Origin of the sequence: Streptomyces kronopolitis (genome assembly GCF_050953795.1) — a bacterium.
Taxonomy (GTDB): Bacteria; Actinomycetota; Actinomycetes; order Streptomycetales; family Streptomycetaceae; genus Streptomyces; species Streptomyces kronopolitis_A.
The window spans coordinates 4,753,919-4,766,356 of sequence record NZ_CP191850.1; the positions used below are offsets into that span (position 1 = coordinate 4,753,919).

At 73.1% G+C, this 12,438-nt stretch carries 17 protein-coding genes; 4 read left to right on the top strand and 13 right to left on the bottom strand.

What is annotated here, in order from left to right; all coding sequences use genetic code 11:
* The first annotated feature begins 9 nt into the window (after window positions 1-9).
* Together ACQP17_RS21045 and ACQP17_RS21050 are read left to right on the top strand one after the other, a co-directional pair.
* Window positions 10-420, top strand: a complete 411-nt coding sequence (locus ACQP17_RS21045) for a VOC family protein (RefSeq protein WP_433857664.1) — start codon at window positions 10-12, stop codon at window positions 418-420.
* Between the two features lie 78 nt (window positions 421-498).
* Window positions 499-1,320: a class I SAM-dependent methyltransferase gene (locus ACQP17_RS21050; protein WP_433857665.1), complete on the top strand. Its 822-nt coding sequence runs from the start codon at window positions 499-501 to the stop codon at window positions 1,318-1,320.
* Between the two features lie 85 nt (window positions 1,321-1,405).
* On the opposite strand, the gene ACQP17_RS21055 is transcribed toward ACQP17_RS21050, so the two are convergent.
* From ACQP17_RS21055 to ACQP17_RS21070, 4 genes are all read right to left on the bottom strand, one after another.
* Window positions 1,406-1,972, bottom strand: a complete 567-nt coding sequence (locus ACQP17_RS21055) for an NADPH-dependent FMN reductase (protein ID WP_433857666.1) — start codon at window positions 1,970-1,972, stop codon at window positions 1,406-1,408.
* Between the two features lie 185 nt (window positions 1,973-2,157).
* Window positions 2,158-2,589 carry an ankyrin repeat domain-containing protein gene (locus ACQP17_RS21060; RefSeq protein ID WP_364879451.1) on the bottom strand — a complete coding sequence of 144 codons (432 nt, stop codon included), beginning with the start codon at window positions 2,587-2,589 and terminating at the stop codon, window positions 2,158-2,160.
* Window positions 2,590-2,761: 172 nt separating this feature from the next.
* Window positions 2,762-3,781, bottom strand: coding sequence for an asparaginase (locus tag ACQP17_RS21065; RefSeq protein ID WP_433857667.1), 1,020 nt, complete (start codon window positions 3,779-3,781; stop codon window positions 2,762-2,764).
* 47 nt (window positions 3,782-3,828) lie between these two features.
* On the bottom strand, window positions 3,829-4,569 hold the full coding sequence (locus ACQP17_RS21070) for an RsiG family protein (RefSeq protein ID WP_433857668.1): 741 nt from the start codon (window positions 4,567-4,569) through the stop codon (window positions 3,829-3,831).
* 174 nt (window positions 4,570-4,743) lie between these two features.
* Here ACQP17_RS21070 and dtd point away from each other — a divergent pair, with 174 nt between their 5' ends.
* On the top strand, window positions 4,744-5,169 hold the full coding sequence (dtd, locus tag ACQP17_RS21075; protein ID WP_433857669.1) for a D-aminoacyl-tRNA deacylase: 426 nt from the start codon (window positions 4,744-4,746) through the stop codon (window positions 5,167-5,169).
* Between the two features lie 20 nt (window positions 5,170-5,189).
* On the opposite strand, the gene ACQP17_RS21080 is transcribed toward dtd, so the two are convergent.
* Genes ACQP17_RS21080 through ACQP17_RS21090 form a run of 3 tightly spaced genes read right to left on the bottom strand, consistent with a single transcriptional unit; the run spans window position 5,190 to window position 7,281 of the window.
* Window positions 5,190-6,170, bottom strand: a complete 981-nt coding sequence (locus tag ACQP17_RS21080) for a YgfZ/GcvT domain-containing protein (protein WP_433857670.1) — start codon at window positions 6,168-6,170, stop codon at window positions 5,190-5,192.
* A gap of 31 nt (window positions 6,171-6,201) precedes the next feature.
* A complete protein-coding gene (locus ACQP17_RS21085) occupies window positions 6,202-6,639 on the bottom strand; it encodes a Fur family transcriptional regulator (RefSeq protein WP_433857671.1) in 438 nt (145 codons plus the stop codon).
* A gap of 54 nt (window positions 6,640-6,693) precedes the next feature.
* Window positions 6,694-7,281: an FABP family protein gene (locus tag ACQP17_RS21090; RefSeq protein WP_364879439.1), complete on the bottom strand. Its 588-nt coding sequence runs from the start codon at window positions 7,279-7,281 to the stop codon at window positions 6,694-6,696.
* A 328-nt stretch (window positions 7,282-7,609) separates the two neighbouring features.
* On the opposite strand from ACQP17_RS21090, the gene ACQP17_RS21095 reads away from it, so the two are divergent.
* Window positions 7,610-7,975 (top strand): DsrE family protein, encoded by a 366-nt coding sequence (locus tag ACQP17_RS21095; RefSeq protein ID WP_033266312.1) that lies wholly within the window; start codon window positions 7,610-7,612, stop codon window positions 7,973-7,975.
* 21 nt (window positions 7,976-7,996) lie between these two features.
* Here the strand turns inward: ACQP17_RS21095 and ACQP17_RS21100 are convergent, their stop codons facing one another.
* From ACQP17_RS21100 to ACQP17_RS21125, 6 genes are all read right to left on the bottom strand, one after another.
* Window positions 7,997-8,296, bottom strand: a complete 300-nt coding sequence (locus tag ACQP17_RS21100; protein ID WP_364879437.1) for a DUF3099 domain-containing protein — start codon at window positions 8,294-8,296, stop codon at window positions 7,997-7,999.
* Between the two features lie 160 nt (window positions 8,297-8,456).
* Complete coding sequence (locus tag ACQP17_RS21105; protein ID WP_189101324.1) at window positions 8,457-8,744, bottom strand: DUF1416 domain-containing protein; 288 nt, start codon at window positions 8,742-8,744, stop codon at window positions 8,457-8,459.
* 40 nt (window positions 8,745-8,784) lie between these two features.
* Window positions 8,785-9,630, bottom strand: coding sequence for a sulfurtransferase (locus tag ACQP17_RS21110; protein ID WP_433857672.1), 846 nt, complete (start codon window positions 9,628-9,630; stop codon window positions 8,785-8,787).
* A 165-nt stretch (window positions 9,631-9,795) separates the two neighbouring features.
* On the bottom strand, window positions 9,796-9,903 hold the full coding sequence (locus ACQP17_RS21115) for a putative leader peptide (RefSeq protein ID WP_350252853.1): 108 nt from the start codon (window positions 9,901-9,903) through the stop codon (window positions 9,796-9,798).
* Window positions 9,904-10,153: 250 nt separating this feature from the next.
* Window positions 10,154-10,855 carry an LmeA family phospholipid-binding protein gene (locus tag ACQP17_RS21120; protein WP_433857673.1) on the bottom strand — a complete coding sequence of 234 codons (702 nt, stop codon included), beginning with the start codon at window positions 10,853-10,855 and terminating at the stop codon, window positions 10,154-10,156.
* A 208-nt stretch (window positions 10,856-11,063) separates the two neighbouring features.
* On the bottom strand, window positions 11,064-12,431 hold the full coding sequence (locus tag ACQP17_RS21125) for a hypothetical protein (RefSeq protein WP_433857674.1): 1,368 nt from the start codon (window positions 12,429-12,431) through the stop codon (window positions 11,064-11,066).
* Window positions 12,432-12,438: the final 7 nt, after the last annotated feature.

Below are 12,438 nucleotides of genomic sequence, written 5' to 3' on the forward strand. Positions count from 1 at the left end.
CGGCGCGCCATGGACTGGAAGCTGGAACTGGTGCCGATTCCGGTCGCCGATGTGGAACGGGCGAAGCGCTTCTACAGCGAGCAGATGGGCTTCGCCGTCGATCACGACATGTGCGTCGGCGGCGAGGTCCGCATCGTGCAGCTGACGCCGCCGGGGTCGGGCTGCTCGATCGTCCTCGGCGCGGGTGCCGAGGACCCGGGAGCGCGGCCGGGGTCGGTGCGCGGGCTGCAACTGGTGGTGCCCGACATCGCCTCGGCCCGTGCGGAGCTGGCCGAGCGGGGGGTGGCGGTCGGCCCCGTCCAGCATGTCGAGAACGGGACGATGGTCGACGGCCCCGGCGGCGCGTGGAACTCGTTCGTCTACTTCAGCGACCCGGACGGCAACGGCTGGGCGCTCCAGGAACGCCCCTCGCCGGGATGAGAACCCGGCTGCGGAGGCGGGGAGTTGGCTTCCGGCCACGGGGCGGCCGGGGCGGGGGAGGGCTCCTAGGATCGGTGGATGACGACCGATCAGGAAGAGTTTCTGCGGACATTTCACGCCGCGCACCCCGCGGTGACGACGCAGGCCATGGCGCACGGGCGGGCCGAGGACGGCCGTTCCGGCTACCGGATCCTGCGGGACCGGGTCGCGGGGTGCGAGCGGGTGCTGGATCTGGGGTGCGGCGACGGGCTGCTGCTCGAACTCCTCGCCGCGCGGGACGGGGGCGCCCCGCGGGTGCTCGCCGGGCTCGACCTGTCCGCCGAGGAGCTGGCGCTGGCACGCCGCCGCCCGGGCGTCGGGCGGGCCGACCTGCGTGTCGGACGGGCGCAGCAACTGCCCTTCCAGGACGGCTGGTTCGACGGCTGTGTGTCCCACATGGCGCTGATGCTGATGGGGGAGGCGGAGCAGGTCGCGGCGGAGCTGGCGCGCGTGCTGGAGCCGGGCGGCACGCTGACCGCCGTACTGGGCGGCGGGGCGGCCGGCGGCGAGGCCTGCGAGCTGTTTCTGCGGCTGGCGAAGCCGCTGTTCCTCGCGGTGCCCGAGGGGCAGCGGATCCCACGCCTCGGTGACCGGCGGCTGCGCACCCGTGAAGGCTTCGACGCGGTGTTCTGTCCGGCCGGTTTCGGTCCGGCGGAATGGGAGACGGTGGCGATCGACCTGACCGGCCCGCCCGAGCAGGTCTGGCGCACCGTGGCCGCCTACTACGACGCCGGGCCGCTCGAAGCCTCCGCCATGGCGGAGCTGCGAGCCCGTCTCGAGGCGGAGTCGGTGGCGCTGGCGCTGCCGGACGGGCGCATTCCGTGCGGGATGCGGATGCATGTCGCGACGGCGGTGCGCTGATCCCCGGACTCGGGCGCCCGGCGGGGACGCAGCCTCCCAGAGCGCCCGCAACGGGCCTGCGGGAGCCGCCTGTTGCGGACACCCCCTAGCCCCCGTAGGGCCGGGTGGCGCGTGCCTCGCGAAGGGTCACCGCCCACCAGGTCAGCTGGCGGAGCAGGGCGTCGGCGGCCTGGGTGGCGGCGGCCGGTTCGCGCAGTTCGCCGGCGTCGTCGAAGAGGTTGCCGGCGAGGGCGAAGCTCACCGAGTCGCGGACCGTGGTGGCGTGCAACTCGGCGAAGACCAGCCGCAGTTGTTCCACGGCGCGCAGACCGCCGGAGATCCCGCCGTACGAGACGAAGCCGACCGGCTTGGCCTGCCACTGGGTGTGCAGCAGGTCGATGGCGTGCTTGAGCGGGGCCGGGAAGGAGTGGTTGTACTCGGGGGTGATCACGACGAACGCGTCCGCCTCGTCCACGCGCTTGGCGAAGGCCTCGTACTCCTGGCTGCCGTGGCGGAGGGTGTATGGGCGGACCTCGTCGAGGTCGATGACGTCGACGTCGAGATGCGGGTGGCGGGCGGCCTGCCGGGTGAACCAGGTCGCGATGACGGGCGCGAACCGGCCCTCCCGGGTGCTGCCGACGATCACTGCGAGGCGGTAGGGGTGCTCGGACATGCGGGGCCCTTCGTGGTCGGCGCGGGGGCGGCGGCGCGGGAGTCGGTGACGGCCGGGGTGCCGTCGGGACCCGACGCTAGGACCTCAAGCGAACTTGAGGTCAAACACGGGAGGGCAGGCCGGGCAGTTGCCCGGCCTGCCCCGTGCGCCTGGTGCCGTCCCCCGGCCCGTCCGCCGGGTCCGGCTCACTCCGCCCCGAACAGCTTCAGCAGCTCGGTCTTCTCGAACATCCGGGCCGTGTCGATCGCCGAGGGAGTGCCCGCCGACGGGTCCGCGCCGTGCGCCACCAGGACCTTGACGACCTCGTCCTCGGCCTTGAAGACGGCGCCGGCGAGCGGGGTCTGGCCGCGGTCGTTGGGGCGGTCGGCGTCGGCGCCGCGCTGCAACAGCGCCTCCACGGTGGTCGGATGGCCGTGGTACGCGGCCAGCATCACCAGCGAGTCGCCCTTGTCGTTCGTCAGGTTGGCGGGAACGCCCGCGTCCACATAAGCGGCGACGGTGTCGGTGTCACCGTGCCGCGCCAGGTCGAACACCTTCGCCGCGAGCTGCAGGACCTCGGGGTCGTGCGCGTGCTCGATCGCCTCGGGCCCCTGCGGCTCGGAATTCGCGTCGCTCATGGTCGCCGGCCTCCTGCTGTGGTGGGTGCTGCGTACGTGCACTGTCCTCGCCACCTTATGCAGGCCGTCGCCGTTGCGGCACCGGGCACATGCACCTCGCAGGGACGGGCCGGGCGGGACCGGTCGGGGGCCGGGCGACGGCCGTCCGCCGCCCGGCCCCCGGCCGTGCCGCTCAGAAGGCGGCGCGGATCTCGCCGACTCGGGCGCCGCCGCCGAGGAGCGGGGCGTCCTCCAGGCGGGAGAGCACGGGGGCGTCGATGCCCATGAGGCGCAGGGTGCGGGCGAGGACCGGGCCCAGGGTGCGGGTGGCACCGTCGTCGATCTTGAAGGCCAGGGCGCGGCCGTCGGGCAGGGCCAGTGCCTGCACGGCCTCGGCGCCCATCTTGGCGAGCGTGCCGGGGAGGGCCTGCATCAGCCAGGTGTCGGGGCGGCGGGTGCCGGCGACGTACTCGGGATGGGCGCGCATCGCGTCCGCGACCCGCCGCTCCGGGGTGCCGGGCCCGGCCAGGACGAAGTGCCGGAAGGCGCGGGCCAGGCCGGTCAGGGAGAGCGAGAGCAGGGGCGCGCCGCAGCCGTCCGTGCCGATGTGGGCGACGTCCTCGCCGGCGGCGGTGCGGACCCCGTCGGCCACCAGCTGCTGGAGCGGATGGTCCGGGTCGAGGTACGAGGCGAGCGGCCAGCCGTTGCGGGCGGAGGCGGCCAGCATGGCGGTGTGCTTGCCCGAGCAGTTCATGGTGAGGCGGTCGCGGGTGTGGCCCGCGGCGAGGTAGGCCTCCGCCTCCTCCGGGTCCAGCGGCAGGTCCGGCGGCGTCTGGAGCTGGTCGGCGGTCAGCCCGTGCTCGGCCAGCATGGTCCGCACCAGCGCGAGGTGGAACGGCTCGCCGGAGTGGCTCGCGGCGGCCAGCGCCAGCCGCTCACCGGAGAGGTCCAAACCCGCCCGCAGCACCGCCGCGGCCTGCATCGGCTTGTTCGTCGAGCGCGGGAAGACCGGCTCGGAGATCTCGCCCAGCGACCGGTCCACGCTGCCGTCGGCCGCGAGGACCACCAGCGAGCCGCGGTGCAGTCCCTCGACGAAGCCGGAGCGGACGACCTCGGCGAGGACGGGGTGAGCCGTGCGGGGCGCCGCCGCCCCCGAAACCGGGGACGCGGCGGAGCCCGGGGTCGGCTCGGGTATCGGAGTGGGCGAGGTCATCGGTGGCCTTCCGGGAGTGACCCGTGCCCCCGGAGGCTTGTGGCCGGTCAGGACAGCAGGTCGTCTACTTGGGCTTCGCCTTCACGGTACCTGCGGGCGATTTCGGCGCTGCACTCGTCGGTGGTGCGCTGGAGCGACTGGCGGCGGCGCGAGACCTGCTGCTCGTAGCGGATCAGCCGGCCCATCGCCTCGTGCAGCTCCTGGTCCGTGCGCGCGGTGAGGTCGGACAGCTCCACCTCGCCGAGCATCTCCTCGGCCAGCCTGCGGTACTCCTCGCTGTGCGGGGTCCCCAGCGTCACGTGCCGCGCCGAGGAGCGGTGCCGCGACGGCAGGTCGGTCAGGATCTCCGGGAGCCGGTCGAGGAGCGGGGAGTGCGGGGTGGTCCGGCGGGCGATCTCGGCCCGCAGGATGTCGATCCGGCCCTGCAACAGCCGCCGCAGATAGCTCAGATCGGCCTCCTCCTGCTGCGAATCGCGCCGCACCACCCGCAGCTCGGGCAGCCCCAGCCCGGACAGGTCGGGGGCCGTGGCCGGAAGGAAGCGTTCGAGCTGCTGCGGGGGGCGGGGGCGCTGCGGCGGGCCTGCCGGGAGCATGGGGCCGTCCTCCGTGCCGGGGGCCTCGGCACGCGCCGAGGTCGTGGTCGTCGTCAGGGCGGTGGGGGGTGGTGGGGTGCCGGGGGCCGGACGGGCCGGGTCCGGCGTGGGGGCGGTGGATGTCGTCCGTCCGGTCGGTGTCGTGCGGGCGGTTGGTCCGGGACCGGGTGTCTGTCCGGCGCCGAGAGTGCTCATGAATCGTTCCGTCCCCTCGTCCGGTGCCGCGTCCTGGGCATGTTGTCCATGAAACGCACCACGTGCACGCATCGTGCCACTCTGGGCGGTCCTTCTGCAGGGGCATGGCACCCGAACGGCCCCCGTAGGGGCACTGCTGTCCGAACGGGGCGGGCCGCCCGGCATCATGGCGGTATGCGAGCAGTGGTGCAGAGGATTGACGGCGCACGCGTCGAGGTGGCGGGCGAGACGGTCGGCGAGGTCGTCGGTGAGGGGCTGTGCGTGCTGGTGGGGGTCACGCACGACGACACCCCCGAGAAGGCGGCGCAGCTCGCCCGCAAGCTGTGGTCGGTGCGGCTGCTGCAGGGCGAGAAGTCCTGCTCGGACACCGCGGCGCCGCTCCTGGTGATCAGCCAGTTCACTCTCTACGGTGACGCCCGCAAGGGCCGCCGCCCCACCTGGAACGCCGCGGCCCCGGGGCCGGTCGCCGAGCCGCTGGTCGACGAGGTCGTCGACCGGCTGCGGGCGCTGGGCGCCCAGGTGGAGACCGGCCGCTTCGGGGCCGACATGAAGGTGTCGCTGACCAATGACGGGCCGTTCACGGTGCTGGTCGAGGTGTAGCCCCGCCGGCGGCGGACGGCTCAGGGCTCGACGACGACCTCCTGTGCCGCGGCGGTGCCGCCGGCCATCAGCGGGGCGTCCACCGGGACGTTCCGCTTGACCAGGGCGAGCGCGATCGGGCCCAGCTCGTGATGGCGGGCCGAGGTGGTCAGGAAGCCGAGCTGGCGGCCCTCCTCGCCGTCCGCGGCGAGGCGTACGGGGGTGCCGTGCGGCGGCAGATGGACCTCGCTGCCGTCCAGGTGCAGGAAGACCAGCCGGCGCGGCGGCTTCCCCAGGTTGTGGACCCGGGCGACGGTCTCCTGGCCGCGGTAGCAGCCCTTCTCGAGGTGCACCGCGCTGCCGATCCAGCCCACCTCGTGCGGGATGGTGCGGTGGTCGGTCTCCATGCCGAGCCGCGGGCGGTGGGCCTCGACGCGCAGCGCCTCCAGGGCCAGCACGCCGATGGCCGGCCCGTGGGCGGCGGCGAAGGCCTCCAGGCCGGCGCGCGGCAGGAACAGGTCGCGGCCGTGCGGGGTCTCGCGGACGACGGTGTGCTCGGGCACCTCGGCGATGGAGCCGGCCGGCAGATACACGACGGCGAACTCGTCGGTGCGGTCGGCGACCTCGACCCGGTAGAAGAACTTCATGCTCTCCAGGTAGGCGATCAGCGCCTCCTGGGTGCCCGGTTCGGTGTGCATCCAGGTCGTCTCGCCGTCGTCGACCATGGAGACGGCGTGCTCGACGTGGCCGTGCGCGGAGAGGATCAGCGCCTCGGTGGCATGACCGGGCGACAGGTCGCTGACGTGCTGGGTGAGCAGCAGGTGCAGCCAGCTCAGCCGCTCGGCGCCGGTGACGGTGACCACGCCGCGGTGCGAGAGGTCGACGAAGCCGGAGCCGTCGGCGAGCGCGCGCTGCTCACGGAAGAGGTCGCCGTAGTGCGCCGCGACGCCTTCGTCGGGGGCCTCGGCGGGGACGGCGCCGGGCAGCGACAGCAGGGGACTGGCGGGTGTTTGTCGCAGCATGTGCCCAGCCTACGACTCGGCGGCGATTGCCTCAGCCGTCCCCCTCGGCGGCCTTGTCCCGGCAGGAGGCACAGCGCCCGAAGATCGCGAAATGCTTCATGTCCGTCTCGAAGCCGAACTGTTCGCGCAGCTGCCTCGTGAACGGCTCGGCCACCGACAGGTCCGCCTCGATGACGTCCGTGCAGTCCCGGCACACCAGGTGGATGTGGTGGTGGCGGTCGGCGAGGTGGTAGGTGGGCGCCCCGTGCCCGAGGTGGGCGTGGCTGACCAGGCCCAGCTCCTCCAGGAGCTCCAGGGTCCGGTAGACGGTGGAGATGTTCACCCCGCCCGCCGTCTTGCGCACCTCGGTGAGGATGTCGTCCGGGGTGGCGTGCTCCAGCCTGTCCACGGCCTCCAGCACGAGCTGACGCTGTGGGGTCAGGCGGTATCCGCGCCTGCGGAGGTCGCTCTGCCAGTCTTTGGTCACCACACCGCCAGTATGAGGTGCTCCACCCCGGGACGGCGAAGATTCCTTGCGGCGGGCTTACGGGTTGTAGGGCGTGCCGTCCGGGCGGAAGAAGGAGACGCCGTCCGGTGTGTCGTCGGGCAGGCTCTGCGCCCACTCCTGGAGGTCGGCGACCTTCTTCAGATGCGCCGACATGTAGGGCCGCAGCGGCACGTCCGGGGTGGACTTCTCGCCGACCCACATCAGATCGCTGTTGACGTAGCCGTAGAGGCGCTTGCCGCCGCTGTACGGGCCGGAGGCCGCGGTGCGGGCGACGGCGTCGGTGGCCAGGTCGATCTGCGGCTTCTGGTCCGCCAGCTCGCCGTACCAGACCTCCACCAGGCCCTGGTCGCGGCACATCACGATCTCGACCTTGCGCTGGGCGTCGATGCGCCAGAAGCCGGTCTCGGTCTCCAGGGGGCGGACCTTCTTGCCCTCACCGTCGAGCACCCAGCTGTGCGAGGTGTACTCCAGGAAGTCACGGCCGTCGTGGGTGAAGGTGACCGACTGCCCGAAGTTGCACTTCTCGGAGCCGGGGAAGTCGGCCACGCCGGCGCCCTCCCACTTGCCGAGGAGGAAGGCGAGCGGCACCAGGGCCGGGTTCAGGTCGGACGGGATCTCGATCATGAGCGCTCAGGCGATCTGTAGAAGGGGGCGGAAGGGGCGCGCGGGGCGTGCTCGGCCGGGGGGGCTGCCGGCGGTCGGTCAGCGCTGGCCCTGGTAGAGCTTCTGCCAGGTCAGCGCGGCGAATCCGAGCACGCCGACGGCGACCAGAACGAGCAGGGTGGTGAAGAATGCCTCAAGCACGAGCGCGCTCCTTGAACGGGCGAGGGGGTAACGGACCGCCTGCGAGTCTAGTCGGCGGCACCGACAGCGGCGCTGTGAGGTCCTCCCCCGGGCTCCGGAAGAGCACGGGGTGCGCCCGCATCCCGCCCCTCGCGCCTACTCTTGCCCCATGGCGAAGAAGCTCGTGATCAAGGTGACGGCGGGCGCGGACGCGCCCGAGCGGTGTTCGCAGGCGTTCACGGTGGCGGCGGTGGCGGTCGCCAGCGGCGTCGAGGTCTCGTTGTGGCTGACCGGGGAATCGGTCTGGTTCGCGCTGCCGGGCCGGGCGGCGGAGTTCGAGCTGCCGCACGCGGCGCCGCTGCCGGAGCTGATCGACGGCATCCGGGCCGGTGGCGGGGCCATCACGGTCTGCACCCAGTGCGCGGCCCGGCGTGACATCGAGCAGAAGGACCTCATCGAGGGGGCCGGGATCGCCGGTGCCCAGGTGTTCGTCAGCGAGATCATGCCGGACGACGTGCAGGCGCTGGTCTACTGAGTCCCGCGGGCGCGGGCCGGCCTACTGGGGGTGCTTGTCGTCGCCCCGATCGTCCCCCCGGTCGTCCAGCTCGCGCCACCAGCGGTCGGACTCCGGGTCCCCGGACTCGTCCCACCAGCGCTCACCGGGCTCCCGGCGATTGCCGATGATCGCCGCGACCGGCGGGATCACCATCGCGACCACGCACATCCCCACCGCCGCCGGCACCGACCACAGCCGCACCACGCCCCAGGCGAGGACGAACAGCACCAGGCACACGCCCATCAGGACGAAGTACCTGAGATGGCGGCGCTGTACGGGCGACCGGCGGTGCGCGTCCATGCCTCCACGGTAAGTCCGCGCGGGGCCGGACAGAAGTCGGGCGCGGGACCCGCAGCGGGGCGGGCGCGGCCGTCCGCCACCGGGTACGGCAAAAGGGCCGCACCCCCGCATCAAGGCGTCCAAACCTCCGGGGGTGCGGCCCTTCCGGCCTTCGGTGCCGTCAGACGGCGATGGCGACCTCCGCCAGGCCGCCCTTCTCGGCGACGACCGTGCGGTCCGCGGTGCCGCCCGGGACGAGCGCACGCAGCGTCCAGGTGCCCTCGGCCGCGTAGAAGCGGAACTGTCCGGTCGCGGAGGTGGGGACCTCGGCGGTGAACTCGCCGGTGCTGTCCAGGAGTCGGACGTAACCGGTGACGGGCTCGCCGTCGCGGGTCACGCTGCCCTGGATCGTGGTCTCGCCGGGCTTGAGGGTCGAGGCGTCCGGGCCGCCTGCCTGTGCTCCACACATAGGGGTACTTCCTTGAGGGGTTGGGGAGAAGCTTGCGGGCTTACTTGGCGGCGCCGACCTCGATCGGCACGCCGACCAGCGAGCCGTACTCGGTCCAGGAGCCGTCGTAGTTCTTGACGTTCGCCTGGTCCAGCAGCTCGTGCAGGACGAACCAGGTGAGCGCGGAGCGCTCACCGATGCGGCAGTAGGCGATGGTGTCCTTGGCCAGGTCCACGGACTCCGACTCGTAGAGGGCCTTGAGCTCCTCGTCCGACTTGAAGGTGCCGTCGTCGTTGGCGTTCTTCGACCACGGGATGTTGCGGGCGCTGGGCACGTGGCCGGGGCGCTGCGACTGCTCCTGCGGGAGGTGCGCCGGGGCGAGCAGCTTGCCGCTGAACTCGTCGGGGGAGCGCACGTCGACCAGGTTGAGGTTGTCGATCGCGGCGACGACGTCGTCCCGGTAGGCGCGGATGGCGGTGTTCTGCGCCTTGGCCTTGTAGTCGGTGGCCGGGCGCTGGGGGACCTCGGAGCCGTCGACCAGGTCGCGCGAGTCCAGCTCCCACTTCTTGCGGCCGCCGTCGAGCAGCTTGACGCTGCCGTGGCCGTAGAGCTTGAAGTACCAGTAGGCGTAGGAGGCGAACCAGTTGTTGTTGCCGCCGTAGAGGACGACCGTGTCGTCGTTGCCGATGCCCTTGGCGGAGAGCAGCTTCTCGAAGCCCGCCTGGTCCACGAAGTCACGGCGCACCGGGTCCTGGAGGTCCTGCTTCCAGTCGATGCGGACGGCGTTCTTGATGTGGTTCTTGTCGTAGGCCGAGGTGTCCTCGTCGACCTCGACGAGGACGACCTTCGGGTCGTCCAGGTGGGCCTCGACCCAGTCGGCGTCTACGAGGACGTCGCTACGGCTCATGGTGTTCTCCTCCGGGGCAGTTGCGGGGGCGGTGGCAGAGTGGCACGCGGATCCGCCGGGAGCGCGCGGACGATCTCCGGGCGGGTGGTCCGGGCGGGCGCGGTGCGGGGATGAGCGGACGGCGGCCCGAGGGGCCGGCCGGCTGAAAACGGGCGGGAAGGCCCGTCAGACAGGGCGACAGAGCATGGCGGCGACGCGGCACAGGTCTACTGCCCGCCGCTTCGTCAGTACCGCACGTCCCCGTGGACGGAGACCGCTCAATGAGCTCTGCATGCCTCCGATCGTAGGGAGGCGGAGCGGGGCGTGTCACCGGCGTGTCGAATGGCGAGACGCGATTGTCCGTAATGCGGGATGGGAGGTCCCGTCGGGCGGGTATCCGGCGGGCCGCGGGGCCCGTTCGCCGGTGGGGGGTCTGGCGTACGGACCGGGGTGTCTCAGGGATTGGACGGGGTGGGTCCGGGCGCCGGCGCGGTGGCGCGCGCGGCGCGGCGGGCCGGTGGGGCGGCCCGCCGGCGGCGGCCGGTCAGCCGGGGAGCTTGACGTTCTTGCCGGAGGCGGAGATCGAGATGCCGTCGGGCATCGTCACGACCTTCTCCAGCTTCAGGTTGCCGGGCAGCTGGTCCAGCTTCCAGTCGTGGTCGGTCCGGGCGCGGACCTTGGACTCGCAGCCCGGGAGGACCTTGCACATCGTGGGCAGCCCGTCGGCCCGCAGCCGGACGGTGTCACCGTGGACGACGGAAATGGAGCCGGTCACGTCGAACTGGCTGAGCACCGGGATGTTCGGCGAGATCTTGACCTGGCTGCGGCCGTTCTTCTGGCCGCCGTAGGTGACCTTGACATCGGCGCCCGCCGCCCGGGTCAGGTCGGCGTAGTTGATCCGGGCGTTGCCGGTCGCCCAGGCGGCGCTCTCGATGGAGGTGTAGTCGCTGTTCAGCGCGACCTCGTGGAACTGCGCCGACAGCTGGTCGATGCGCAGCGTGCGGCCCTGGGCGCGGGCCTCGATGCCCCCGAGGTCGGCGTCGACCTCCTGGAGGTTGCGGCCGGCGATCTGGGTCAGGAACGGGAATCCCTTGATGGCGACGTTCGGGGTCTTGTCGAGCCCCTGGCTGCTGCGGATCTTGTCCGCGGCCTTGTCCTCGGCGAGATTCACCGCGACCCGGTCGGCCGCCACGAAGAGCCCGCCGAGTATGACCACGACGAACAGCAGCACACGAAGTGCACGCATCGAACCACTTCCCCCACACCTGGGCCGGGATACCGGCCGACTCGTCCGGGCAGGCCCCCTGCCTGCGTTTCCGGGGGAGCCTAGACGACGCCGAACGGGAAGCGGGAGCGGCGGCCGCCGGAGGGCGCAGGGTGCGCTTTCCGGCGGCCGCCGCTCCGTTTCGCCGGGAATCCTGGGGACTCCGCGGGACGTGCGCCTCCTGTGGCGGTTATCCCAGCGTGCGTCCCAGGACGTAGACCGCGGGCGCGGCCAGGGCCAGCGGCAGGGCCACCCCGGCCGTCAGGTGCACGAAGCGGGAGGGGTAGTCGTAGCTGGCCACCCGCAGCCCGATCAGGGCGCAGCCGCCGGCCGCCAGGCCCAGCAGCGCCCCGGACACCCCGAGGCCGGTGAGCTGGCCGGCCGCGATACCGGCGCCCGCGGCGGCCACCAGTGCCGCCCCGATCGAGGCGGGGCCGGGCAGCGGCAGCGCGCGGGCGAGCGTGGCCACCGCGGCACCGGCGGCGCCGACCACCACCGCATGCGGGCTCGCGGCGAGCTGGCCGCCGGCGAGCACCGCGAGCGCGGTCGAGGTCAGGCCCGCGGTCAGCGCGTACATCCGCTCGTCGGCGCTGCTGCGGTTGCGCAGCTGGAGGACGAGGACGAGCAGGCACCAGACGCCCAGCGTGCCGATGCCCACCAGCGGCGCGCTGGCGCGGTCGGTGGCCAGCAGCGCGACATCGGTGGTCAGACCGCCGAGGAAGGCGAGCGCGATGCCCTGACGGGCCGGCCACATGCCGTTCAGCCGGAACCAGCCGGCGGCGGTGACGGCCTGCAGCAGCGCCACCGGGACGGCGAGCACCGGGCGGCCCAGCGGCGCGGTGAGCGCCAGCAGCAGCGCGAGCCCGGCGGTCAGCGCGGCCGGCTGGATGCCGGGCGGGATGATCGGCGAGCGGCCCTCGGCGCGGGCCCGCTGGTTGGCCGCGAGCGGGGCGCTGGAGACCGGCGGGGTGGGCAGCGGCGGCTTGGCCGCGGGCGCGGCGGGCGCGGCGGGCGCCGGCCCGGCCTGCTGGGGGTGCGCCCGGCCGTAGGGGTCCTCGGCCGGCCGCGCGCTCTGGTGCTGGTTGGGCAGCTGCGAGGTCTCCGCGGACGGGATGCGGTAGCCGTCGTGCCCGTAGGGCGGCTGCGGCTGCTGCTGCGGCTGAGCGGGCTGCTGCGGTTGCGGCTGCTGGGATTGCTGGGGCTGCGGCCGTGCGTGCTGGGGCCGGCGCCCGTACTGCTGCTGTCCGTACGTCTCCCGCCCGTACTGATCGCGTCCGTACTGCTCGCGCCCGTACGCCTGCTGCCCGTATTGCTGCTGCCCGTAGGGGTCGTGCCCGGCCTGCTGCCCGTACGCCTGCTGCCCGTAGGGGTCGTGCCCCGGCTGCTGCGCGGACGGGTCGTGAGCCGGCCGGCCGTAGGGGCCCGGCGCGGGCTGCTGCGGCTGTGCGGCGTAGGGGTCCTGCGCGGCGTACGGATCCTGCGGCGCGTACGGGTCCGGCCGGCCGTACGGGTCCTGCGGCGGGTACGGATTGCGGTGCTGCGGCTGGTTGTCGCTCATGATCGTG